Here is a 23,347-nt window from a genome sequence, read left to right as displayed (position 1 = left end):
TTGGCCTTTGTCACCGAAAAAGAGTGTCAAATGGCCTCATATAAAGGCCTTGAGTGCCGACAGTGGCAGCCGTGTCCCCGCCAGATAATCCTGAATGCACTGCCACACCAGCGGGCTTCTCAGGGCCGGTTTGCATTCCGCTATTTCTTCCAGAGTGAGCCAGTGGCAAGCCAGCACATCGCCGTCAGGATCCTCTGGATGGTGCTGACCGGGCGCTTTTTCAAGGTCGAAGATGATGGCGGTGCGCACATAGGTGGCCTCGCTGTCGGCCGGTTTGAACAGATAGGTACCAAGCCAGGCGGTCGGCATGGCGGTCAGCCCCGTCTCCTCTTTCAGCTCACGACAGGCCGCTTCAAGCAGGTTTTCCCCCGGCTCCACATGGCCGGCGGGTTGGTTGAAACGGCGCTGGCCTTTTATCTCCTCTTCCACCACCAGAAAGCGCCCCTGCCACTGCACCAGGGCGGCGACAGTCAGGCGCGCCTCCATGCGGGCGTGGCTGGTGGCCGATTGCTCTGCCTGATTGCTCATCATGACTCCTTGTCGTTGCTATCGGGATTGCCCGCACGGGCGGGTCTGCGTGCCGTTCCTCGCCCGCTGCTGCGGGGTTTGCCGCCGGTCGGGTTCGTGGCTGCGCGCTCGGTTGGGTGAGTGCTGCGGGGGCGTTCGTCCCGTCTCGGCTGGCTGGGCCGCCGTGGTGCCTCCCCTGCCGGTTTGGCCGGTTTGGCGGTATGAGCGCCAGAACGGGATGAGGAGGGACGCGGGCGGCTGCTGGAGCTCGGCACCAGCTCGGGGGCGGGCAGGCTGCGGCTCTCGCCGGGGGCCAGACCATCCAGGGTCCAGTCGCCGATGGCGTAGCGAATAAGGCGCAGGGTGGGGTGGCCGATATGGGCGGTCATCCGCCGCACCTGGCGGTTGCGTCCCTCGATGATCTTGATCTCCAGCCAGCTGGTGGGGATCTCTTTGCGCTCGCGAATGGGCGGATTGCGCGGCCACATCGCAGGTTCATCCATGATGCGCGCCCCGGCAGGCAGGGTCATGCCATCGTTGAGCTCGACACCGGTGCGCAGGGCGGCCAGTTTCTCTTCGCTCGGCACGCCTTCCACCTGCACCCAGTAGGTTTTGGGGGTCTTCTCCCCCGGCTGGGTGAGGCGCGCCTGCAGCTTGCCATCGTTGGTGAGCAGCAACAGCCCCTCGCTGTCGCGGTCAAGCCGTCCTGCGGCATAGATGCCGGGCTCTTTGATGTAATCCTTGAGGGTCTCGCGGCCCGCCTCGTCGGTGAACTGGCAGAGCACCATATAGGGCTTGTTCAGCAGGAGCAATTTGCGATCCTCTGGGGCCAGCTCCGGTTTGCGGGGGGATGCATAGCGGGGTGTGGCTGGTTTGGCCGCCGTGCGCGGGGCGTTATCGCGCGGCGCGCGGCTGACAGAGAGACGGGAGCGGGGAGATTTCATCGGATACACACTTCAGACAGACGATGGCAGCGAGTGTACCACAGGGTGCTGAGGGCAGGATGAATGGCTGGCGTTACAGCGAGCAGCGCCCAGAGCCAATTCGCCTAGCTCAGCAGGCTCTCGATGACGATAGCCTGACGGGCGGGGGCCGAGCCCGCCAACAGCAGGGCGTGGCTGACCACATCATCGATCATCGCCTGCGCCAGTCGGGTGAGGGGGCGCAGGGTCTCCCGTCCGCTACCAACCGGTACCGCCAGCAGAATGATGGTCTGCACCGGCCCGATTTGAGAGCCCCACTCGATGGGCTCCTTGCAGCTAAGCAGGGCCAGCGTTGGCTGGCTGATCCCTTCGCTCAATACATGAGGCATGGCAAGGCCGGGGCGGATGATGGTGGCCGAGACCTGCTCGCGCCGCTCTACCGCAGCGGTCAGTGTGGCGCGGTCGGTGACCAGCTCGTCGGGCAACAGATCGATCAGATGCTCGAGGGCCTCGGCTTTGGTCAGCGGTTCGGGGCTGTGGGCCAGCTGGCGCAGGGCAAAATGGTAGTCGGGCAGAGCGTTGGCCAGTCGCAACTCCGCCAGCGCGGCGGTGCGCGGGCGCACCAGCGGTTGACCCAGCTCCCCGCACCAGCAGGTGAAGGCCATGTGGGCGAGCTCGGCATCGCACCCTTCAATCTGCAACTGGCAGAGATCGCCGGGTTGGGTGGCGAGGGTCAACAGGGAGAGCTGGTTGCTGGCGGCAACGGTCTGGCGCCGGGTGAGGTTGGCGCAGCGGATGGTGGATTTGAACATCCCCGCCAGCCGGTTCAACTGCTTGGCCTGGGTGATGCTCAACCCCTGCTGGCAGTAGAAGGTGATTTCGCGGGTCAGCATCAGGCCGGGATCGGCAGGGCCTTGAGTACGGCGTTGGCATCCAGCAGCACGGTTTCCAGTCTCACCTGATGGATGGTGCAGCCGAGGAAGCGCTCTTTCTGCTCAATCTCGATATCGGAGGCAATCAGCACCAGGTCGGCGCTGGCAATATCGCGGGCGGTCAGCATGTTTTCCATGCCCATGGCGCCCTGAGTCTCGACCTTGATCTTGAGTCCCAGCCCAGTGGCGGCTTTTTGCAGGGCATCGGCAGCCATATAGGTATGGGCAATACCGGTCGGGCAAGCGGTGACGGCGACGATCTTCATCTGCTCTCTGTGATGCTGACAAGGGGGAGCAACAAGATAGCGCCAGCGGGGGGCTTTTACCAAAAGCGCATATGAAAAGTGGGATCTTGATGGGGATATGCCCGTCCCTTGAACGGCTGTGCAGGCTCATGCCGGGCCAGTCGGGTGTCTGGTTGCTCTAAACAACAAGGGCCACCCCTGTGGGTGGCTCTGAACAATCTGCGTCTGTTGTTATGGCTATCAGGCGGTCTGGGCGGCCAGCTCGGCGGCTTTCAGTTCGCGCTTGATGCGGCGGATCTTGCGCTCCTCGGCGACCGCGACACAACCCATCAGTACCAGACAGGCGGCGGCTGCGATGTCCAGCGCCGCGAAGGTGCCGGTCCAGCCGGTCAGACCGAAGATGGGGGTGCCATCGGCGATCATGCCCAGACCCAGTTTGGCGAAGCTGTCACCAATCAGGTAAGCAAAGGTCCCCTTGACGCCATCGGCTACGCTGATGCCCTGCTTGGGGACGAAGCCCACGGCGGCGACGCCGATCAGCAGTTGCGGACCAAACACCAGGAAGCCCAAAGTGAACAGGGAGCCCAGGAACATAAACTGGGTAGTCGCATGCTGGTAGAGACCCAGAGTCGCGATGATCAGCGCCAGTGCCACGCAAGCCACCAGACCACGACGGCCATTGGCCAGATCGGAGAGGTAACCCCACATCAGGGTGCCGACCAGTGCGCCTACTTCGAAGAAGGTAAAGCCCTGAATAGCCACGTCTTTGGAGAAGCCCAGCTCCTGGTGGGCATAGACGGTAGACCACTGGTCGATACCGATACGCACCACGTAGAGGAAGATGTTGGCAAAGCAGAGCAGCCAGATCACCTTGTTGAGCAGCACATACTTCACGAAGATCTGCCACTTGGTCAGCTTCTGCTCTTCGGTGGCGATATCCTCTTCGCTCGCCACTTCGTCAAACAGCTCTTCCACCTTGCCAAGGCCATAGGCTTCCGGCGAATCGCTACCAAAGCGCAGGCCGATAAAACCGACGATCAGCGCGATGATGGAGGGGAAGATAAACATGCCGAGCACGTTGCCATCGAACAGGTAGTTGGCACCGAACAGCGCCACACCGGCCGCACCGGCACCGCCCACGTTGTGAGAGAGGTTCCACATTCCCAGATAGGTGCCGCGCTTGTTGCGAGGGGTCCACTTGGTGATGGTGGAGTAGCTGCACGAACCGCCACAGCTCTGGAAGAAACCGCTCAGGGCATAGAAGAAGATCATGAAGTAGAGGCTGAAACCTGTGCCGCCCATGCTGGCACTGAAGCCCAGCATGCACAGCGCGGAGAGGATCAGCATCAGCGGCAGGAACTGCTTGGTGTTCTTGCCATCGGCGTAGTAGGAGACGATGGTCTTGCCCACCCCGTAGGTGATGGAGAAGCCAAGGCCGATCATGCCAAGCTCGGTCATGGAGAGACCGTACTCCTGGATCATGTCATTTTGCGCAATGTTGAAGTTCTTGCGGATCAGATACATGGTCAAATAGCCAATAAATACAACCAGATAAGATTGCATAAACGGCTTGAACCAGAGCTTGCGCCGGGCTTCGACCGGCAGGTCCAGGGTGGGGACCCGGACCTGTTGGAGCAATTTCAACATCTTCGTTCATCCTCTGCGAGATAGACGGTATTTCCGCCGCGCCCCTCATTTGTAGATAGGTTGTTCGAGGTCACGCCACGGAAGGGGGAACGGAACGTCGGGGCTGTCAGCCGTTGCTGCGCTCGACGCTCCATCCATATAAACCCGGGCCCGGCACGGGATGACGGGGCACATTGCCCGTCGCGGTGCGGGTCACGACATCAGGTGTGGTGACTCTAATAAGAGGGGCAAAAAATGGCTTGAGAGCCATCCCTAGTGGGGCTAAGAAATTTTCCTAGTTTTTGCGCTTTCGCGGACAAAGCGTGAGAAACATCACACCGCTGACGCCGGATTGCTGCCATTTCAGCCAGTTTGGCGTTCTGTGTGAGTGCTGGGCTGGTGGGATGGATAGGCCAGGGAAAGGCAAGGAGAGAGGTGAAGGGAGAGACGAGGAAGAGTGCTTATCGACCACTATTTCTCGGGGGCGATATTGGGAAATACGGCCCGCCAGCCATCCCCAAAAAACAAGAGGCCACCCCGTGGGGTGGCCTCTTTTATGGTTTAGGAGCCGCGATGGCGAGGGGAACTCAGGCCGCCTTGGCCAGGGTTACCTCATCACTTTTTTTGACCCGCAGTTTTTTCAGGGCAACCGCCACCACACCGGTGACGATGGCACCGCAGATCATGCAGAGCAGGGCCAGCAGCGGCTTGTTGACCGCACCCAGCAGGGCCACGATGGGGCCACCGTGGGCGACGCTGTTGGTGATGCCAAACAGGAAAGCCATCACAGCGGCGGTCATGCTGCCCAGAATGTTGGCCGGGATAACGGCCAGCGGGTCACGGGCGGCGAACGGAATCGCCCCTTCGGAGATCCCCACCAGACCCATGGCACCGGCGGCTTTGCCCGCTTCGATTTCAGACTCGTCAAAGATGCCGAGCTTGCGACCGAGCACGGTAGCCAGCGACATGCCAAGGGGCGCGGCCGGGATGGCGCAGGCCATGGCACCCATAAACTGGGTCTGACCGGAGGCGATCATGCCGACGGAGAACAGGAATGCCACCTTGTTAACCGGGCCACCCATATCAAAGCCGGCCATACCACCCAGCACGATACCCAGCAGCACCAGACTGCCGCCGCTCATGGAGAGCAGCATGGCATTGAGGCCGGTCATCATGTCGGCAATCGGGGCGCCGATGATGAAGATGAATACCGCAGCGATAAAGAGCGACCCGACGATGGGGGCGATCAGGATCGGCACCAGCGGCTGCACCATCTTGTGGTAGTGACGGGTGGCAATCCAGCGCACCAGATAGCCGACCAGGAGGCCCGCAATGATGGCACCGATAAAGCCGGTACCGGCATCAGCGCCGTAGAAGCTGCCGTTGTTGGCGATCCAGCCGCCGATAAAGCCCGGTGCCAGCGCCGGACGATCACCGATGGCGTAGGCGATATAGCCCGCCAGAATGGGGATCATCAGGGTGAAGGCGGCCACGCCCACGTTGAGGATCTGGTTCCACATGCTCCCTTCCGGGATCTGCATGCCGCTCGGGGTCGGGTTGCCGCCGATGGCCAGTGCCAGCGCAATCAACAGACCGCCGGTCACCACGAACGGGATCATGTGCGACACACCGTTCATCAGGTAGCGATAGAGATCGGAACTGCCGCCTGCGCTCTTCTCTTCACCTTTTTTATCCTCTTTGCCAGCCACGTAGGCGGGGGCTTTCAGGGCCTGCTCGATCAGACCCTTGCCATCCTTGATGGGGGCCTTCACGCCGGTCTTGATGAGCGGCTTGCCAGCGAAACGGGCCATATCCACCTGCTTGTCACAGGCGACCACGATGGCGGTGGCGCGGGCGATCTCGTCCACAGTCGGGCTGTTCTTGACGCCGATGGAGCCGTTGGTCTCCACCTTCACCTCATAACCGAGCTCCTTGGCGGCACGCTCCAGCGATTCGGCCGCCAGATAGGTATGGGCGATACCGGCCGGGCAGCCGGTGACACCGATGATAAAGCCTTTGCTGGTGGTCGGGGCCGCGCTCTGCTCCTCTTTCTTGGCCAGCAGCAGCGCCAGCGCATCGGCCGGAGTTTTCGCCGCCAGCAGCTTGGCGATAAAGCCCTCTTCGATCAGCTTGCCGGAGAGCTCGGCCAGCACCTCGATATGGTGGTTGGCGCCGCCATCGGGGGAGGCGATCATGAAGAAAATATGGGACGGCTTGCCATCTTCGGCGCCGTACTCGATGCCGTTGCGGCTGATGCCGATGGCGACCGCCGGATTGCATACCGCCGCACTCTTGGCGTGGGGCAGGGCCACGCCCTCTTCAAAGCCGGTGTTGCCCAGCTCTTCGCGGGCCCACAGATCCTTGATAAAGGCCTGCTCGTCGCTGACCTTGCCTTGCGACGCCAGCAGGCGGGCCATCTCGGTGAAGACCTCTTCCTTACGCGTCGCTTTCAAATCGAGGTTGATCAGATGTTCGTTGATCAAGGTGGTGATCATGGCGCTCTCCCCGCTTCCGGTGACGGAAGCTATGCGTGAGTACGTATCGACGTACTGGATAAAAATGACCTGATCATTATCGCGGCTCGCCCGCACCCTCCCTATCGGACAAATGTGCTAATCACTGGATTTTTGTGCGCAGTAAAACGCGATGTGATGAAGATCCCGTTTTCAGGCAGGACTCGCCATTTTCAGCCGCCCATCCATTTTTTCTTTAAAAACAGATAAATGAATTGATATCAGGCTCACCGTCAGGTTTGTAATGCACCATATCAATAAATTAATCATCAGAGGAGTCTGGATTTATATGTGGTTAAACGGTGCCATCAGATGTGACCCTTCTCACAAAAAGTCGCCATTTCGCCGGGCGGATTAGGATTTTTATGCGCCACTTCTCCCCCTGCCTTTTGCCCTCACGGATAGCGGATTGGCGCGCATTGGAATGATGCCAGGGCGAGCTTTAATGAGTCCCCAAACCTCTTCGTTGGAAAAAATAGTTTGTTGCATATGCCATAAACTGAGCGTATACATGGCATATGCCAATTACGGCGGCATCATGATCAGACGCTTATCGAGCCGAATGATGCGTGACTAAACCAGTAAAAGTTGATGCGTACGGCTCTTCATCTGGTTGCTGCAAGAGGCTGGGAACATGGCCATGCCAACCGGCAAGCCTGCGGGAAGATCCTGAACAAGGGGACGAATGCAGAGTGGCAAGGGGCAGGGCCGGAATATCAACAGTGATAGCAGGAGGTCAAATGACCATCATTACAGCCATTCCGATGAATGACGACCATATCGCAGGACATTTTGCCAAGGCAGAGCGCTTTGTATTCGTAGATGAACAGGGGGGCACCCTGGCAGAGATCGCCAATCCGGTGGCTGGCAACGAGTGCAAAAGTGCGTTGGCGGAGCTGCTCCAGGCGCAGGGAGCCCGTCGTATCGTGCTGAAAAATATCGGTAGCAAGATGCTTGGCAAGCTGCTGGGCAGTGGGCTTGCCGTCTATCAGGCCAGTCAGGGGCGTCTCGCTATGGCCGACATGCTGAGCAATGAGCCGGGCAATCTGACCGAGCTGACATCCGCTGAACAGGGCAGTGCATCGCGCTGCGCCGAGGGGGCTGGCCATCACGGCAAGGGAAGCCGTCAATGCGCTCCCCGTGGCCGCCTTGGCAAAGGGGGTTGCTGCAAGTCAGCCTCCGGACAACAGCAGGGCTGTCAGGGTAACCGTCAGCGCAACCACAAGAAATGTTGTGAAGAGTAAGCACAACCGCTAGGCCGAACTGGAGGGGAACGTTGATGGAAAACCTGAATCAAGAGGGTAAGCAAATCCCCTCCATAACCAAGATTGCACATATGCCTGTCACACTGTTTTCAATCATCATGGGGCTGACGGGGGCGGCGATTGCCTGTCGCAAGGCATTTCCGGATCTGCTGCTGTTGCAGTCGGCAGGGTTCCTGTTCGGGGTCTTGTCATCCCTGCTACTGGCGACGTTTCTGGTGATGTATGGCTGGAAAATCCTCAGACACAATGACGAGTTCCTGCATGAGCTGAAACACCCGGTCAGGATCAACTTCTTCCCGACCATCTCAATCAGCCTGCTGCTGCAATCTGCCTACTGGGCCAGCTGGCATGATGCAGCGCTGGCCCTCTGGTCGGTGGGAGCCAGCTTGCAGCTGCTCTTCACCCTCTACATCATGAGCAACTGGATCCATCGCGACCATTTCACAATCACCCATACCAACCCGGCATGGTTTATACCGATTGTCGGCAATATCGTGGTGCCCCTGGGTGGCATGCCGCTTGGCTTTCACGAGATCAGCCTGTTCTTCTTCAGCATTGGCCTTATTTTCTGGTTCTCTCTGCTGACCATAGTGCTCTATCGGCTGTTCTTTCATGAGAGTCTGCCCGAGAAGCTGATGCCCACCATGTTTATTCTGCTGGCACCGCCTTCCATCGGATTTATCTCGTATAGCGAAATAGCCAGCTACAGCGACCTGTTTGCCCATGTCATTTATTATTTTGCGCTGTTTGTATTTATCTTGCTGATGTACAACACCCTCACTTTTTTGAAACTGAAATTTTTTCTCTCTTCGTGGGCGTACTCATTTCCACTGGCGGCATTTTCCGCAGCCTCGGCCATGTTTGCCGACGCAACCGGGAATATCATTCCATTTTATCTGGCCAAAATAGTGGTGTGTGCCCTGATTGTATTGATCATCTGGTTAATCAGCATGACAGTGCAGTCATTCTATAAAGGTGAGATTTTCACACCGGAGAAATAACGTGATGAAAAATTATCGAGAGATCAATAAAGAGCAACACCAGCTTGGCTCTGCTTATCGCAAGAGCAGCCCGGATACCATGAATGCGTTTATTGCGCTGCACAAAGCCGTTATGAAAGAGGACGAGGCGTTGGCGTTGAAATATCGGGAAATGATCGCCCTCGGTATTGGTATCGCTTCCCGCTGCGATGGCTGCATTGCCGCCCATGTTGCCGGGGCCGTGAAGGCCGGTGCTTCGCGAGCGGAGCTGATTGCCACCGTGGATGTCGCGGTATTGATGGGAGGCGGCCCCTCCATCATCTATGGCACCCAGGCACATGCCGCCATCGAAGAGCTGCTCTCCTAGCACTCTGTTCTCAACATGCGAGTGGCCAAATAGCGAGTGAACAGATCAAGTGGATGAATATCAACCAGAGAACTATCAACAGACCATGATGTCCCACGCCCGTTGCATGGTGTGTGGCACTCATAACCCGGATTCACTGGGAATTCGCTTTTATCAGGGGGAGGAAGGGACGACGGAAGGGCTGTTTATTGCCAACCAGCGCCATCAGGGTTACAGCGATATTTTGCATGGCGGCATGACCAGCACCCTGCTCGATGCGGTGATGACACATGCGTTGCTGCAACGGGGAATAAGAGGATTAACAGCGGAGCTGACCGTTCGTTTTATTGCTCCCATCGATATTGGCAGCAAAGTAGCTCTCTCGGCCAGAATAGTCGACCAGCGTCACGGTATCTATCGTCTGAATGCCGTAGCGTCGGTCGGCGGGATGATTGTTGCAAAAGCATCGGCCAAATTTATAAAGCCTAAAGCCAATAACAGGAGTTAGTGTGATGAAAAAAGAGAGTGTGGTTTTACCAGAAATGGATATCGGTATTTCAGCCGCCGATCGCAAGAAAATTGCAGATGGATTGTCGGCACTGCTTGCCGATAGTTACACCCTTTATTTGATGACTCACAATTTTCACTGGAACGTAACCGGCCCGCAGTTCAACAGCCTGCACAATATGTTTATGGATCAATACACCGAGCAGTGGAATGCGCTGGATGTTATCGCCGAGCGGATCCGCGCATTGGGCTTCCCGGCCCCCGGCACATACAAGGAGTTGGTCCGTCTCTCCTCCATTGAGGAGGTCGAAGGGGTGCCCTGTGCCAGTGAAATGCTCAAACATCTGGTGTTGGCGCAAGAAGCCACGGCGAGAACCGCAAGAAAACTGTTCGATCTGGTCGATGCCGTCAATGACCAGCCCACTGCCGATGTGCTGACCCAGCGCATCGATATTCATGAAAAAACCGCCTGGATGCTAAGAAGCATGCTCTCTTGATGACACGGGGCTGCCATATTCTGTGGCAGCCCGACCTTACCTACCTGTTTGGCCCAACCGAGCCTTTTGGTTGCTGTCGTTTGGTTCGATAGCGATACACGAGCCAGTCAATTCCCGCCATTGCCGCCGCGACGCCAATCATGATCAGAGTGAGGCGGCCGCCCTCCTGCCATGAGAGCAAATCCAGATGAAAGTCCTGCCGAATAAATTCCGGGATCAGGCCGATAGGCAAGGTAATAGCCAGATAGGATATAAATTTTCTGAAAAATATATGGTCAGGTTTTGGAGTCTGTTTGTATTGGTCCATCCAGTTTCCTGTTAGCTGTTAACGGTCAGTTGAGTGAGATAGCTATTTACCTCTGCCCGAGTCGTGAAACGGTGCTTGTCGTTTGGGAATCGATCAAACAGCTCGCGATGGAAGTGGCGGGAGCTTTTACTGGCTCGCTGCCCATATTCAGATGCCCACACCAGCAGTTGTTGAAAGCTCTCTTCGGCTGCCACTGTATCCCGTTGCCTGGCACTTTGTGATCCGCGCGATAGCAGTGAATCACGGCATACCGACCAGTCGAGATCCAGAAAAAGCAGGGTATCGGCGGCATCAAGCAGTTGCTCGGCCAGGGCACCAAATACCCCTTCGACCACCCATGATGGCTCTTGAGCAAGTGTTTGAATGGCATGATCAATCTCATGCTGGGGCCGTTTTTGGTTAAAGCTGCCCGGTTGCCAGACGATGGTGTCCAGATTGACCTCGCGGATAGTTAATACCTCAGCCAGCTGCGCCGCCAACCAGCTCTTGCCAGATCCCGAGTTGCCAATAATCAGAATACGTTTCATCTATGAGCACTCTTTTCTGGAACAGATATCTGGAGGCTGGAAAGTAGAGGTGATGACGCGAATGTCCGAATACGCTTCGCTATTCGAACCTACGGGCTATCAGAATTTATGGTCAAATTAGGTATCATCGCACATCTGCGTTATAGATAATTTTATTTTACTCATCAGACATTAGATGGATTTCTATTTCGCCGATTAGATTTGATTTTTTGCGTCTGTACTCGTCGATAGCATAAAATTTATTTTCTTTATCTTTGGGTGGTACAGGTGTTTCTGGTAGCTCCTTAACCAAAGCAATGCATTCTTTTGCGACTAAATCCTTATCAGCTAAATCACAGATATTATCCATTAACTTTAATATTTCATTTTGTGCATCGTCAATTTTATCGCCAATATCAGTGGCGAGCATAGCTCCTTTTGCTCCACGTTTAATGTTATCCAATTTATTAAAAACTTTATGAATGGAGCCAATGATTCCAGTTCTAGCCTCCACTCTGATTACATCATGATGTTTTGCCTTAGTTTGATATAAAGATTCCGATATGATGGCATCCGATAGCCATTTTGCATCAGAGTACAGAAGTTGAAGGCCCTCTCTGAAGTCTTTATAAGAACTAATACCTTGAAGTAGAAGCATTAGTGTGCCAATTACAGTTACACGAGCTTTTATTGAACCATCTTCAAACTCAACATTGATCTCAAGACCTTCAGATAAAAAGAACTCCGTACGAGTCAAGGAAAACATTCTTAAATTTTCCTTAAATGACTCTAACTGTTCATAGGTTTCCATTCCTCTCGGCTCAACATGAATATAAGCCTGACTAAGGATGTTCTTGTTTATATAATCTGCCACTATGTGATCTCAATTTTTGTTGATGGTTTAATTTCAAAAAATCTATATATAGATTTTTACATCGACTTCAATCGCCCTTGGAAATGGCGGTAAACATCATCGTTATTAAAGCCATCCACATTCTGGCTGGAGAAAATAAGCGGGGTGACGCCTTGTACCAGCGCCAGTTTCTGCGCTTCGACTACCAGCGTATTGATCAGCACCATGCCGGAGATGGAGGAGAAGGCGCCAGTGACCCGATCATTGATTTCGCACAGGCCATCGCCCGGCGGCACGCAGTTGTCCAGTACCAGATCGGCCAGCTCCATCAGTTTCTGGCCTGAAGGATGACGACTCGGATTTTGTGCCGATTGCGCCACCGAGGTAATAGCGATCACCTTGTGGCCGCGTGCTTTGGCAAGCTGGGCCCACTCGATGGGCAGGGCGTTGCGACCCGAATTGGAGATGACCACCATCAGATCTCCCGGCGCAATCGGCTGCTCCTCCCACAGGATGGCGGCAAGCCCCGGCAGTTTCTCCAGCGCCGAGCTGCGCAGGGCACCATCGGCGGTGGTGACGGTGGAGTCGAGCACGGCGTTGATGTTGCCAAGGCCACCGGCACGGATAAACCCCTCCAGTCCGACCATATGAGAGTGCCCGGTGCCCAACATATGGATCATCTTGTTGTGGACGATAGCCTCGCTAAACCAGTGGGCCGCCTGCCGGATCCCGGCTTCGTTCTGACTGACCATGGTAGCAATGCGCGCTTGCAGTTTTTCGACGTACTCAAACATAACGGCGGGGATCCTTGTGGATTGTTGGAGAGGGGGTTGTGGCCTAAGTGTGGCCAAGCGGCACGCTACCGCCCCAGGACGACAGCCTCCACTCTGCTGCTGTTAACCGGTGATGTGGCGGGAGGTGATGGTGCTATGGTGGCCAGAGCGATCTCGGCAACGTCCCTCCCAACCCCGGTTGCCAAGTGAGCCATGGTAATCAAGGTGGGGGCAATGCAAAACCGGCAGCAGGTAAAAACCTGCCGAGGATCAACAAACTACTTGCTTGATGACGGGAGTTTATTCGGTTGATTGTGTGATGGATGACTGACTGGAGCCATCAATACTCCAGAAACTTCTCCCCGCAGCGTTCGCAGATCAGATGTTTTACATGGGTGGCCTGATAGGCGAGGGTCTGGCCGAATACCGCATTGGTCAGGCTGCTGGAAGTAAAGGCTTGCCAGAAGGCTTTGCGCGGATCCTTGGGCATGATGTCCTGAGTGTGATCGCGGGCGACCAGCACCACGATATGGCGGGTACGCTCGCCGCATTTGTCACAGCGGTGGATTTCAGTCGGCGGATTCTGGTCGTGCGGGTGGCTCATAAAAAGGCTCGTGCAGAGAGGGGGCTCCCATCATATACCTCTCCACTTGGCTCTCAACCTCTCTGGTCGAGGGTGTGTGCCGGTTGTGAACAGGATCACCTTTTGTGGCGTGACGCAGACTTGGCCGTGGTGGCAGCCTTTGCGACGTGCTCGTGGGAGGGTATGTCCATGCTGGCCAATACCCGAGCGGCGTTCTCTTCACAGGGCATCTCGTCGGGTTTGGACTCCACCAGCCGGATCAGGGTCTGCAACTGCTGCTTGCTGTGGGCAAGCCTGGCCTCCAGCGTCTCTATGTCGCTCACCTTGGCCTTGAGTGCCGCCAGTAGCGGGGCGTGTTGCCAGGTGCTGATATCCGCCGGTACCAGCTGCTTGATCTCGTCGAGGGAGAAGCCTGCCTGCTGTGCCTGGCTGATGATGGTCAGCAACGGCACTGTCTCGGGCGGGTAGTCGCGATAGCCGTTGGCCCCCCGTTGCACCTTGTTGAGCAGGCCCCTGGCTTCGTAAAAGCGGATAGCCGAGGCCGCCATGCCGGTCTGTCTGGCCAGTTCACCGATCTTCATCTTGCCTCCTGGGCTGCGGGTTGATGGCCCCTGACGCTAAGGCTGAGGGGCGGGTGCCGGGAGATTCTAGGGTTAAAGCCCGCTTGAATGTCAACGGCTCCGAGCAAGGGGAGGAGCCTTTCCTTGGTCGTAGCGGCATCTCGACAAAGGGCTTGACCTTCAAGTCAGCTTCAAACTTATGGTGGGGCCCTCACTACTGAGGAGATCGCCATGAACCCATTTACTCCCCTGACCCTGCCCAATGGCAGTCAGCTTATCAACCGCCTCGCCAAGGCCGCCATGGAAGAGAACATGGCTGACCGTGACCATGCCCCCTCCGAGGCGCTGATCCGCCTCTATCGCACCTGGGCAGAGGGCGGAGCGGGCCTTATCATCACTGGCAATGTGATGGTGGATGGGCATGCCATGACGGGAGCGGGGGGCGTGGTGCTCGACACCCCGGCGCTATCCCCACAGCTGGCCGGGCGTTTCAGGGCCTGGGCCGAAGCGGCCAAAAGCGGGGGCGCCCAGATCTGGATGCAGATCAACCACCCCGGTCGCCAGATGCCGGCGGCGCTGGGGCAACCTACCCTGGCACCTTCCGCCGTGCCCATGGCGCTCGGCAGTTTCTCCAAACAGTTCTCTCCGCCCAGGGCCATGAGCGAAGCCGACATTGCCGAGGTGAAAGCACGCTTTATCAATACGGCGCTGTTGGCACAGCGTCTCGGCTTTGACGGAGTGCAGATCCACGCTGCGCACGGTTATCTGCTAAGCCAGTTCCTCTCGCCGCTCACCAACCAGCGCCACGATCGTTGGGGCGGCAGCCTTGAGAATCGTGCCCGCTTGCTGCTGGAGATAGTGCAGGGGATCCGTGAGCAGGTGGGGGAGCGCTTCTCGCTGTCGGTCAAACTCAACTCCGCCGACTTTCAGCGTGGCGGCTTCAGTACCGAAGATGCCAAGGCTGTGGTCGACATGCTCAACCCGCTCGGGGTGGATCTGGTGGAGCTCTCCGGTGGCAGTTACGAGGCGCCCGCCATGCACGGTCAGGCCCGCGATGGCCGCACTCTGGCGCGGGAAGCCTATTTTCTGACGTTTGCCGAAGAGATAGTGAGTGCCGCTCATATGCCCGTGATGGTGACCGGGGGGATCCGCCGTTATCCGGTGGTGGAACAAGTGCTCGGTAGCGGAGTTGCGGTCGTCGGCATGGCCACCGCGCTTGCCATCGCCCCGGACCTGCCCGCCAGATGGCGCCGTGAGCAGGCGGCAAGCGCCGAGCTCAGACCCATCCCCTGGCGCAACAAGGTGTTGGCTTCAGTAGGTTATATGGCGATGGTGAAATACCAGCTGAGGCGGCTGGGCCGTGGTCAGCCGAGCCACCCCAAGGTTGCACCATCGCTGGCGCTGGCTTGCCAGCAGTGGCAAACCCTGCTTGGCAACGCCCGTTATCGGCGCTGGATCAAGGCGCAGGAAAAGTGAAGAGAGGGTGGTTCGCAGGCGGGCGAGCCTGCCTGGCCAGCCAGGCCAGCCAGGCCAACTCAGGCCGACTCCCGCTTCTGTAGATTGGGGGTGATGATATGGCGGTTGGGGGCGAGCTCGGGTTGCTGCATCCGGGTCAGCAGTCGTTTTGCTGCCTGACGGCCGATTTCTCGGGCCGGTGAGCTGACGAAGGTGAGGGCGGGGGAGGTGAGTTCGGCCTCTGCCACATCGTCAAAACCGAGCAGAGCCACCTGCTGGCCGATGTAGTTGTCCTTGCCCACGGTGCGGCCGCTCGCCTCGACGCCATAGATGGCGCCGAGCGCCACCTCGGGGTAGTGGCAGAGCACGGCGGTCACCTTGGGGTGCTGGTGCAGCAGCTGGGCGATGGTGTCGGCGGCGCTGCGCTGGGTGCGCTCGCACTCCAGTACCCACTCCGGTTTGAAGGGCAGGCCATATTGCAGCAGGCTGGCGCAGTAGCCGCCGATGCGCTCGGCGCGGGTGAGGGAGTCGGCCCGCCCGCCGACATAGGCGATATGGCGGTGCCCTTGCTCGATCAGGTAGGTGGTGGCCTGTTTGGCGGCGTGGGTGTTGTCGGGGCCGATAAAGTCGACGTCATCGCGATAGTAGGAGCGGGCGGCGCACACCACCGGCAGTTCGGAGTCGAGCAGGGTCTCCAGGGTTTTGGTCGCCGCGCCGCGTACCGGATTGAAGATGATGCCCGCCACCCCCTGCCGTGACAGGGAGTGGATGCTCTGCTGCAGCCGCTCCGGACTGTGGCCGCACTGGGTCAGAAACAGCAGATAGCCCTGCTGCTCCAGCACCTCGCTCACCCCGGCGGTCACTTCGGTATAGAAGGGGTCGGTGATGTCGCGCAGGATCAGCCCCACCAGATTGGACTGCTGGCTGCGCAGGTTGGCGGCGGCGCTGTTGGGTACGTAGTCGAGCTCTTTTATCGCCTGCTGCACCCGCTCGGCGGTGGCCGGGGAGATGCGCCCCTTGCCGTTGAGCACCATGGAGACGGTGGTGACCGACACTCCCGCCCGCTGGGCGACATCGGTGATCTTGGTGGCTTTGGCAGAGAGGGATTTGGGCGACATAGGGCGAATGGACGACGGACAGTTGAAAGCGAGGCCCCAGCATACCTGCTCATATGCCCAAGTGAAACGTTACATCACCATCTGACCGATCCGGCTCACAAATTTGGATCCTGCTGCCAGCCAGCCCCCTTATTCTGTGATCCTGTCGGCACTTGTAAATTGATAAAACGTTTTATCATCCAGCGAAACCTGATGCTGACCCGCGCCTTTTGCTTCGAGATTGCTTCTAGATTGCCTCGAGCGGGGGAGGGCAGCCGCAGATATTGCTGTCTATTCACAAGGAGCCGTTTCATGGCCAAGCCTCAAGCCAAATCCACTATCTGGGAGTTCCTGCAGAGCCTCGGCAAGACCTTTATGTTGCCGGTCGCCCTGCTGGCCTTCTCGGGCATCCTGCTCGGTGTCGGCAGCTCGCTCACCAGCGATGCGGTCAAGCAGAGCATGCCCTTCCTCGACAATACCGTGCTGCAACTGCTGTTCCTCTGGATGACCAAGGTGGGGCTGGTGGCCTTTATCTATCTGCCGGTGATGTTTGCGGTGGCCATTCCGCTCGGACTGGCGCGAGAAGAGAAGGGGGTCGCGGCCTTTGCCGGTTTCGTCGGCTATGCGGCGCTCAACCTCTCCATCAACTTTTACCTCACCGTGGCCAACGTCATCGGTGACGCGGCGGCGGAAAAGGCCTACGGGGTGAAATCGATCCTCGGCATCAGCTCCATCGACACCGGTATTCTGGGGGCCATCATCGTCGGGGTGATCGTCGCGAAGCTCCACGCCCGTTTCTACACCTACAAGATGCCCGATGCGCTTGCCTTCTTCGGCGGAGCTCGCTTCGTGCCCATCATCACTGTATTGGTGCTGGGTGTCGTCGGTCTGGTCGTGCCGTTCGCCTGGCCCTGGTTTGCCGCCGGCATCAACGGTATCGGGGCACTCATCTCCCACGCCGGTCCCTTCGGCCCCTTCCTGTTCGGTACCGGTGAGCGCCTGCTGCTGCCGCTCGGTCTGCACCACATTCTGGTGGCGCTCATTCGCTTTACCGAAGCGGGCGGCACCCAGCTGGTATGCGGTCACGAGGTGAGCGGCGCCCTCAATATCTTCTACGCCGAGCTCTCCTGCGCCGACACTTCCGGCTTCTCTGTTTCTGCCACCTCCTTCCTCTCGCAGGGCAAGATGCCAGCCTTCCTCGGCGGTCTGCCGGGCGCGGCGCTCGCCATGTATCACTGCGCTCGCCCGGAAAATCGCGGCAAGATCAAGGCGCTGCTGGTCTCCGGCGTGGTGGCCTGCGTCATCGGCGGCATCACCGAGCCGCTGGAGTTCCTGTTCCTGTTCGTGGCGCCGGTGCTCTACGTCATTCACGCCATCCTGACCGGGCTCGGCTTTATGACCATGGGGCTGCTCGGCGTCACCATCGGCAACACCGACGGTAACCTGATCGATTTTCTGGTGTTCGGCGTGCTGCAGGGCACCGCCACCAAGTGGTATCTGGTGCCGGTCGCGGCGGCCATCTGGTTTGCCATCTACTACAGCGTGTTCCGCTTCGCCATCGTGCGCTTTAACCTGAAAACCCCGGGCCGTGAGATTGAAACCAGCGAGACTGCCCAGCCCGCAGGCAAGAAGGCCGGCAACAGCGGTTACAACGGTGAAATCATCCTTAACGCCCTGGGCGGGGCCGATAACATTCTCGCGCTCGATAACTGCATCACCCGCCTGCGGATGTCGGTGCAGGACATGAGCCGGGTCGATGACAAGGTATTGAAAGCAAACGGCGCCATCGGGGTGATCAAGCTCGATGAGCACAACCTGCAGGTGGTGATCGGCCCGCAGGTGCATCTGGTGAAAAACCAGCTGCAGAGCCTGATGGGGGCCTGAACCGGCCAATAAGATCCGAACGGGGGGCGCAAGCCCCCCCTTGTTTGCCTCTCCCAATATGTCTCCTGTTTATGGAGGGAGAAACTTCATGCACGATATTTATAACTTCGACCATGTGGTCGACCGCCACGGCACCTACTGCACCCAGTGGGACTATGTAGCCGACCGTTTTGGCCATGCCGATCTGCTCCCCTTTACCATCTCCGACATGGATTTCGAGACTGCCCCCTGCATTCGCCAGACCCTGGCAACCCGCCTTGAGCACGGGGTATTTGGCTACAGCCGCTGGAATCACGACGACTTCAAGGGGGCGGTGAGCAACTGGTTTGCCCACCGCTACGGGGCGAGCCTCGAACCCGAGACGCTGGTCTACGGCCCCTCGGTCATCTATGTGATTGCCCAGCTGGTGAGCCTCTGGTCGGCGCCGGGGGAGGGGGTGCTGGTGCATACCCCCGCCTACGATGCCTTCGGCAATATGCTGGCAGCCAACGACAGGGTGCTGCTGCCATGCCCGCTTAAAAAAGAGCAGGGGAGTTACCAGATCGACTGGCAATGTTTCGAGCAGCAAGCGGCTCGCCCCGATTGCCGGATTTTGCTGCTCTGCAGCCCCCACAATCCCACCGGCCGGGTCTGGACGCGGGATGAACTCGGCCGGATGGCCGCCATCTGCCAGCGCCACGGGGTCAAGGTCATCTCGGACGACATCCATATGGATGTGAGCTTTGCCCGCTATCTGCCGTGGAGCGAGGTGGCGCCGGATGACCACTGGGCGCTGGTGAGCTCGGGCTCGAAATCCTTCAATATTCCCGCCCTTGGCGGCGCCTATGCCTTTATCGCCAACGCAGCGGCGCGGGCCGCCTATCTGCAACGGCTCAAGGCGGCCCACGGTCTCTCATCGCCCCCCATTCTCGGGGTGCTGGCTCATATCAGTGCCTATCGGGACGGCGCTGGCTGGCTCGATGCGCTCAAATCCTACCTGCACGGCAATCTCGCCCATGTGGCGGCGCGGCTCAACGCCGCCTTCCCCGCCATCGACTATCGGGTGCCCGAGGGAACCTATCTCGCCTGGATTGACCTGCGCGGTCTTGGCATCGACTCCACCAAACGGATGGATGCGCTGCAAACCTTGCTGGTGGAGAAATACCGGGTCGCCATCATGCGCGGCGACACCTACGGCCCCGAAGGCAACGGTTATATCCGCCTCAACGTCGGCTGCCCGCGCTCGAAGGTTGACCAAGGGCTCGACGCCCTGATCGGCGCACTGGGGGAGGTGGGGTAGAGCAAATCCATTCAACGTGAAAAACATAACGGGGCCATCAGTGATGGCCCCGTTATGGTTGCGCTGTTTTCCCTTATGAGCAGACGCCGAAATCAGGCGCGAATGGTCGTCGGGATAGCGCTGTTCGGGCGTGACATGGCTGGTTCGATTGCGGGCTCGCTGAGCTCGGTAGCTGCTAGTGCAGTGCCTTGGGTCAGGGCTTCAGCCTGATGCAACATGCGGCTGACCATATCGGTCAGGAGATCCACATCCAGCTTGTCCAGCCACTCGCGACACCAGAGCAGGGTGCTCTGCTCGCTGTCTCTACTGAGTTGCAGCACAGGCCAGTCGGCCATGGCGGCGAGGGAGGGGGTCTGGATATCCCCCAGCGGAATAAACAGGGTCACCAGTTGATCCCGCTCGCGAATATGGAGGCTGAAGGGGCCTGCCTGCAGATCCAGCCCCTCTTCGTGCAGGCACTCCTGCGGCAGGGATAGCTGGCGAACGAGGGTTGATAGCATGGCATGGAACATCATTAATCCTCCCGATGGGTGTTATCAAAGACCGACTCTGTGGGCGGCCACAGGTTGGCGATAGGGGGGCGGGCAGGGGTACCGACCAGTGGCGCCCCTATGGTGGCGGCCCAGGGGTCGACTACCTTGGCGTGTGGCCCCCAGCTTTCCGGCTTGGTAAGTTCGCTCCCCTCGGCACGGCCAATCACCACAAAGCAGTGGGTCTGGGCGTGCCCCTGTGCGCCACGATGGGCCAGCACTTCGATCCGCTGGTCACTGTTGTGGCGCAGCAGTTCGGCCGCCGCCGAATAGGCCAGGGTCGAGCAGCAACCGGCCTTGGCGTCATCCACCGCCTTGGCGATGTTTTCCATGGTACGTAACGAGAGTGGCTGCTTGTTTCTGGTTATCTGGATGGCGGCCATATTGGCGCTGTTGTTGGCGCGCTGGTTGGCCGCCAGGCGCTGGGGATCCTGCCCGAAGGCGTTGAGTTTGCCGATGATCTTCTGATAGCTCGGGTTGTTGGGCTGGACAAAGGTCTGGGCGTCGGTGCAGGCGTAGCTGCCCAGTTTTTCCAGTCCGGCCATGCTCTTTTGCAGCAGGGCCTGGGTGCCACCCGCCATCACTTTCGGTTCATGTCGCGGGGCGGCTCTGGTGATGGCCCCCTGTTCTGCCAGCGCCTGTTTCAGTTCGGTCAGACGAGCGCTGCGTGCTGCCACCTCTTTGGGGTGGTGCTGCTCCCAGTGCTGGATCGCATCCTGCACCCGCTGTGCTTTGCCGCTATCAGGAGCGCTTTGCAACTGGCGCAGGGCGCTGATGACCTGCTTGAGATCGCTGCTCTGGAAGTGGCCGATGCCGCGCTTGACGGATTGCTCGAACAGCTTGTTACCCTTGGCCAGCAGCGGGCTGGCCTCTGTCTGCTGGGGCGATGCTGGGCGGTTGAGGTGAATGTGTCCACCGATTGCTGGTAAGGCCATGATGTGATTCCCGACAGGGTTGACGATAAGGAGATGATACCGAGCCGTGATGGCGCGCTATATCAGGGAGCGGTCGGGGATTTGTCAGTTTTTCGTGTGTTGCGCAGTTTGTTTGGCCAGGCGGGCAGCGTACTGCCCTACCACTGTGGCCCTTCGCTATGGCGCCACTGCTCCAGCCAGCGCAGAACCTCGGCGGTCGCCTCGATCTGGTCGGCGGGAATGTAGTTGTTGAGCTGGGCATCCCGATAGAGGGCACGGGCCAGTGGAATGCGTTGCAGCACCGGGATCCCCTCCTCTTCGGCAATCTTGCGTACCTGCAGCGCCTGGGCATCGGTGAACTTGAGGGTCACCACTGGCAGCGGGGTTTCTCCCCGCTCGTAGCGGATACCGATGGCGATATGGGTCGGGTTGGCGACGATGACCGAGGAGCGCTTGACGTCGGCGCGCATGTTGCTCGACTGCAATTCCTGATGGAACTGGCGGCGCTTGCTCTTGATCTCCGGGCTCCCTTCCATCTCCTTGTACTCCCGCTTCACCTCGTCCTTGCTCATCTTGAGCTGCTTGATGTGCTGGTAGTGTTCGAAGGCGTAGTCAGCGATGGCGATCACTACAAAGCCCATGGCGCAAACCGCCATCAGCTGGCCCAGCATGCCCCCCAGCACCGGAGTTATGCAGCTCATGCCACAACCGGGTAACTGGAGCATCGCCTGCAGATTGCCCTTTATGGTGACCCACACCAAGAGGCTCAGGAGGCTCACCTTGAGCAGGGATTTGACGAACTCCATCAGGCTCTTGATGGAGAAGATTTTTTTGGCCCCCTCCACCGGATTGATCTTCTTGATATCGGGCTTGATGGATTCACCGCTTAGCAGAAAACCGTACTGGGCGAAGTGGGAGGCGAGCACCACCAGCACCGCGACCGCGAGGATTGGAATGCAGAGATAGGCCATCTCCTGCATCAGGTTCTCCACCACATGGTTGAGCGCCTGGGTAAAGGGGAGGTTGATGTGGGATTCCGGGATCATCATCAACTTGCCCAGATGTTCGAGGTAGTAGTCGGACATCGCCATCAGCATGCCCACCAGACTGAGGATGATGGCGGTGGAGACCACCTCCTTGCTCTTGACCACTTGCCCCTTCTGGCGGGCATCCCGCAACTTTTTGGGGGTGGGTTGTTCGGTCTTCTCGCCGCTCATCGCGCCTCCAGAATGGGGATCAGCAGTTGCAGCGGCTCCATCACCGCCAGCACCTGTTGATAGGCGTGATCCATCATCAGCTTGATGTAGATGACCAGCAACAGGCTGGCGACGGCGCTTTTTATCGGCATCGCCAGCACGAAGACGTTAAGTGAAGGGGCGAAGCGGCTGATCAGCGCCAGCCCGAATTCGGCCAGAAACATGGCGATCAAGAGCGGCGCCGCCAGCAAAGCGCAGAGCAGCAACATATGGCTGAACTGGCTGTAGAAAAAGTTGACCCACTGCTCGTCGATGGAGGGGAAAAAGTGCGCCACCGGCCAGCTGATGTAGCTCTGGAACAGGGCGGCCAGCAGGGCGAGAAAGGCACCGCTGGCAAAGAAGAGGGTGATCAGGGTCTGGGTCAGCAACAGGCCGGTGGGACTGGTCTGGCTGCCGAGACTCGGGTTGAACAGGGAGCCCATGGCGGCACCGCGCTGGTTGTCGATCAGAAACCCGCTCGCCTCGATGGCCCAGAAGGGGATGGCGGCGACAAAGCCGATCAGCAGGCCGAGCAGCACCTCCTTGGCGATCAGCATGGCCAGCGCCATGCCGTCGATCTGATCCGGCAAGGTGTCGGCGACTGTGGGGTAGGCGTAGAGCGCTAGCGAGCAGACCACCCCGTTGCGGATCATCGCCCCCCCCAGCATCTGTTTGCTCAGCACCGGCAGCATCACGAAGCAGCTGATAAAGCGCGGCAGCAGCAGGGTATAGGCCAGCATCTGGGCCTGCAGGCTCTCCAGTGTCATTGGATTTGCGGCACCTTGAACAGCACCATGTCGGCAAAGCTGTAGAGCTCGTTCCCCAGCCAGGCGGTGGTGGCAAACAGGGTGATCACCACGGCGATCAGCTTGGCGACAAAGCCCAGGGTCTGCTCCTGGATCTGGGTCAACGCCTGCAGCAAAGAGACAAGGGTGCCCACCAGCGCCGCTACCAGTACCGGTGGCATGGAGAGGATCAGTACCAGCCAGAGCGCCTGGCTGGTGAAGTGAAGGATATCGGCGTGACTCAT

The 23,347-nt window shown here is 58.7% G+C and carries 26 protein-coding genes; 8 read left to right on the top strand and 18 right to left on the bottom strand.

The genetic code is table 11. The annotated features are described in order from the left end of the window. Positions 1–36: 36 nt before the first annotated feature. The 6 genes from I6L47_RS07500 to I6L47_RS07475 form a co-directional block, all read right to left on the bottom strand. Positions 37–528: an NUDIX hydrolase gene (locus I6L47_RS07500; RefSeq protein WP_198304013.1), complete on the bottom strand. Its 492-nt coding sequence runs from the start codon at positions 526–528 to the stop codon at positions 37–39. After that, complete coding sequence (rluE, locus tag I6L47_RS07495; protein WP_216949019.1) at positions 528–1,451, bottom strand: 23S rRNA pseudouridine(2457) synthase RluE; 924 nt, start codon at positions 1,449–1,451, stop codon at positions 528–530. Before rluE ends, I6L47_RS07500 begins: the two co-directional genes overlap by 1 nt. 104 nt (positions 1,452–1,555) lie before the next feature. Then, a complete protein-coding gene (locus I6L47_RS07490; RefSeq protein WP_216949018.1) occupies positions 1,556–2,323 on the bottom strand; it encodes a PTS sugar transporter subunit IIA in 768 nt (255 codons plus the stop codon). Next, positions 2,323–2,628: a PTS fructose transporter subunit IIB gene (locus I6L47_RS07485; RefSeq protein ID WP_005334611.1), complete on the bottom strand. Its 306-nt coding sequence runs from the start codon at positions 2,626–2,628 to the stop codon at positions 2,323–2,325. The genes I6L47_RS07490 and I6L47_RS07485 overlap by 1 nt, the downstream gene beginning before the upstream one ends. Before the next feature lie 219 nt (positions 2,629–2,847). Further along, positions 2,848–4,254: a hexose-6-phosphate:phosphate antiporter gene (uhpT, locus tag I6L47_RS07480; RefSeq protein WP_005334609.1), complete on the bottom strand. Its 1,407-nt coding sequence runs from the start codon at positions 4,252–4,254 to the stop codon at positions 2,848–2,850. Between the two features lie 566 nt (positions 4,255–4,820). Next, a complete protein-coding gene (locus I6L47_RS07475) occupies positions 4,821–6,728 on the bottom strand; it encodes a fructose-specific PTS transporter subunit EIIC (protein WP_216949017.1) in 1,908 nt (635 codons plus the stop codon). Positions 6,729–7,486: 758 nt separating this feature from the next. Between I6L47_RS07475 and I6L47_RS07470 the strand changes: the two genes are divergently transcribed. The 5 genes from I6L47_RS07470 to I6L47_RS07450 are packed head-to-tail and all read left to right on the top strand — an operon-like array spanning position 7,487 to position 10,341. After that, a complete protein-coding gene (locus I6L47_RS07470) occupies positions 7,487–7,990 on the top strand; it encodes a NifB/NifX family molybdenum-iron cluster-binding protein (protein WP_216949016.1) in 504 nt (167 codons plus the stop codon). 35 nt (positions 7,991–8,025) lie between these two features. After that, positions 8,026–9,012, top strand: a complete 987-nt coding sequence (locus I6L47_RS07465; protein ID WP_216949015.1) for an SLAC1 anion channel family protein — start codon at positions 8,026–8,028, stop codon at positions 9,010–9,012. Positions 9,013–9,016: 4 nt separating this feature from the next. Then, positions 9,017–9,358 carry a carboxymuconolactone decarboxylase family protein gene (locus I6L47_RS07460; RefSeq protein ID WP_005353600.1) on the top strand — a complete coding sequence of 114 codons (342 nt, stop codon included), beginning with the start codon at positions 9,017–9,019 and terminating at the stop codon, positions 9,356–9,358. Positions 9,359–9,407: 49 nt separating this feature from the next. Beyond that, a complete protein-coding gene (locus I6L47_RS07455) occupies positions 9,408–9,845 on the top strand; it encodes a PaaI family thioesterase (protein WP_254204836.1) in 438 nt (145 codons plus the stop codon). A 4-nt stretch (positions 9,846–9,849) separates the two neighbouring features. Continuing rightward, entirely contained in the window at positions 9,850–10,341 is a 492-nt protein-coding gene (locus I6L47_RS07450; protein WP_216949014.1) for a Dps family protein, read from the top strand. A gap of 40 nt (positions 10,342–10,381) precedes the next feature. Here I6L47_RS07450 and I6L47_RS07445 read toward each other — a convergent pair whose 3' ends face one another. The 6 genes from I6L47_RS07445 to I6L47_RS07420 all read right to left on the bottom strand — a co-directional run bounded on the left by I6L47_RS07445 (position 10,382) and on the right by I6L47_RS07420 (position 13,944). Beyond that, positions 10,382–10,648 (bottom strand): hypothetical protein, encoded by a 267-nt coding sequence (locus I6L47_RS07445; protein ID WP_216949013.1) that lies wholly within the window; start codon positions 10,646–10,648, stop codon positions 10,382–10,384. Positions 10,649–10,659: 11 nt separating this feature from the next. After that, entirely contained in the window at positions 10,660–11,175 is a 516-nt protein-coding gene (locus I6L47_RS07440; RefSeq protein WP_042082443.1) for an ATPase AAA, read from the bottom strand. Between the two features lie 157 nt (positions 11,176–11,332). After that, positions 11,333–11,965, bottom strand: coding sequence for a hypothetical protein (locus I6L47_RS07435; protein WP_216949012.1), 633 nt, complete (start codon positions 11,963–11,965; stop codon positions 11,333–11,335). A 119-nt stretch (positions 11,966–12,084) separates the two neighbouring features. Next, a complete protein-coding gene (locus I6L47_RS07430; protein WP_042082440.1) occupies positions 12,085–12,801 on the bottom strand; it encodes a sugar isomerase domain-containing protein in 717 nt (238 codons plus the stop codon). A gap of 319 nt (positions 12,802–13,120) precedes the next feature. After that, positions 13,121–13,384 (bottom strand): hypothetical protein, encoded by a 264-nt coding sequence (locus tag I6L47_RS07425; RefSeq protein WP_064340953.1) that lies wholly within the window; start codon positions 13,382–13,384, stop codon positions 13,121–13,123. A 95-nt stretch (positions 13,385–13,479) separates the two neighbouring features. Further along, positions 13,480–13,944, bottom strand: coding sequence for a MerR family transcriptional regulator (locus I6L47_RS07420; protein ID WP_216949011.1), 465 nt, complete (start codon positions 13,942–13,944; stop codon positions 13,480–13,482). Positions 13,945–14,154: 210 nt separating this feature from the next. Between I6L47_RS07420 and I6L47_RS07415 the strand changes: the two genes are divergently transcribed. Continuing rightward, a complete protein-coding gene (locus tag I6L47_RS07415) occupies positions 14,155–15,399 on the top strand; it encodes an NADH:flavin oxidoreductase/NADH oxidase family protein (RefSeq protein ID WP_069528230.1) in 1,245 nt (414 codons plus the stop codon). A gap of 59 nt (positions 15,400–15,458) precedes the next feature. On the opposite strand, the gene I6L47_RS07410 is transcribed toward I6L47_RS07415, so the two are convergent. Beyond that, positions 15,459–16,496, bottom strand: a complete 1,038-nt coding sequence (locus I6L47_RS07410) for a Mal regulon transcriptional regulator MalI (RefSeq protein ID WP_064340956.1) — start codon at positions 16,494–16,496, stop codon at positions 15,459–15,461. Positions 16,497–16,787: 291 nt separating this feature from the next. Here I6L47_RS07410 and malX point away from each other — a divergent pair, with 291 nt between their 5' ends. Together malX and I6L47_RS07400 are read left to right on the top strand one after the other, a co-directional pair. Continuing rightward, the gene (gene malX / locus I6L47_RS07405) at positions 16,788–18,359 is read left to right on the top strand and encodes a maltose/glucose-specific PTS transporter subunit IIBC (protein ID WP_139430288.1); all 1,572 of its coding nucleotides are present in this window, start codon (positions 16,788–16,790) and stop codon (positions 18,357–18,359) included. A gap of 88 nt (positions 18,360–18,447) precedes the next feature. Further along, positions 18,448–19,638: a MalY/PatB family protein gene (locus I6L47_RS07400; RefSeq protein WP_216949010.1), complete on the top strand. Its 1,191-nt coding sequence runs from the start codon at positions 18,448–18,450 to the stop codon at positions 19,636–19,638. A 92-nt stretch (positions 19,639–19,730) separates the two neighbouring features. On the opposite strand, the gene I6L47_RS07395 is transcribed toward I6L47_RS07400, so the two are convergent. From I6L47_RS07395 to ascS, 5 genes are all read right to left on the bottom strand, one after another. Further along, positions 19,731–20,153 (bottom strand): hypothetical protein, encoded by a 423-nt coding sequence (locus tag I6L47_RS07395; RefSeq protein WP_181497150.1) that lies wholly within the window; start codon positions 20,151–20,153, stop codon positions 19,731–19,733. Next, positions 20,153–21,103 carry a hypothetical protein gene (locus I6L47_RS07390; protein ID WP_216949009.1) on the bottom strand — a complete coding sequence of 317 codons (951 nt, stop codon included), beginning with the start codon at positions 21,101–21,103 and terminating at the stop codon, positions 20,153–20,155. Before I6L47_RS07390 ends, I6L47_RS07395 begins: the two co-directional genes overlap by 1 nt. A 137-nt stretch (positions 21,104–21,240) precedes the next feature. Continuing rightward, the gene (gene ascU, locus I6L47_RS07385; protein WP_216949008.1) at positions 21,241–22,299 is read right to left on the bottom strand and encodes a SctU family type III secretion system export apparatus subunit AscU; all 1,059 of its coding nucleotides are present in this window, start codon (positions 22,297–22,299) and stop codon (positions 21,241–21,243) included. Then, positions 22,296–23,084 carry a SctT family type III secretion system export apparatus subunit AscT gene (gene ascT / locus I6L47_RS07380; protein ID WP_216949007.1) on the bottom strand — a complete coding sequence of 263 codons (789 nt, stop codon included), beginning with the start codon at positions 23,082–23,084 and terminating at the stop codon, positions 22,296–22,298. Before ascT ends, ascU begins: the two co-directional genes overlap by 4 nt. Continuing rightward, the gene (gene ascS / locus I6L47_RS07375) at positions 23,081–23,347 is read right to left on the bottom strand and encodes a SctS family type III secretion system export apparatus subunit AscS (protein WP_005334586.1); all 267 of its coding nucleotides are present in this window, start codon (positions 23,345–23,347) and stop codon (positions 23,081–23,083) included. Before ascS ends, ascT begins: the two co-directional genes overlap by 4 nt.

The organism is Aeromonas sp. FDAARGOS 1417, assembly GCF_019046985.1.
Lineage (GTDB): Bacteria > Pseudomonadota > Gammaproteobacteria > Enterobacterales > Aeromonadaceae > Aeromonas > Aeromonas veronii.
This window is presented reverse-complemented; position numbering and strand designations above follow the sequence as displayed.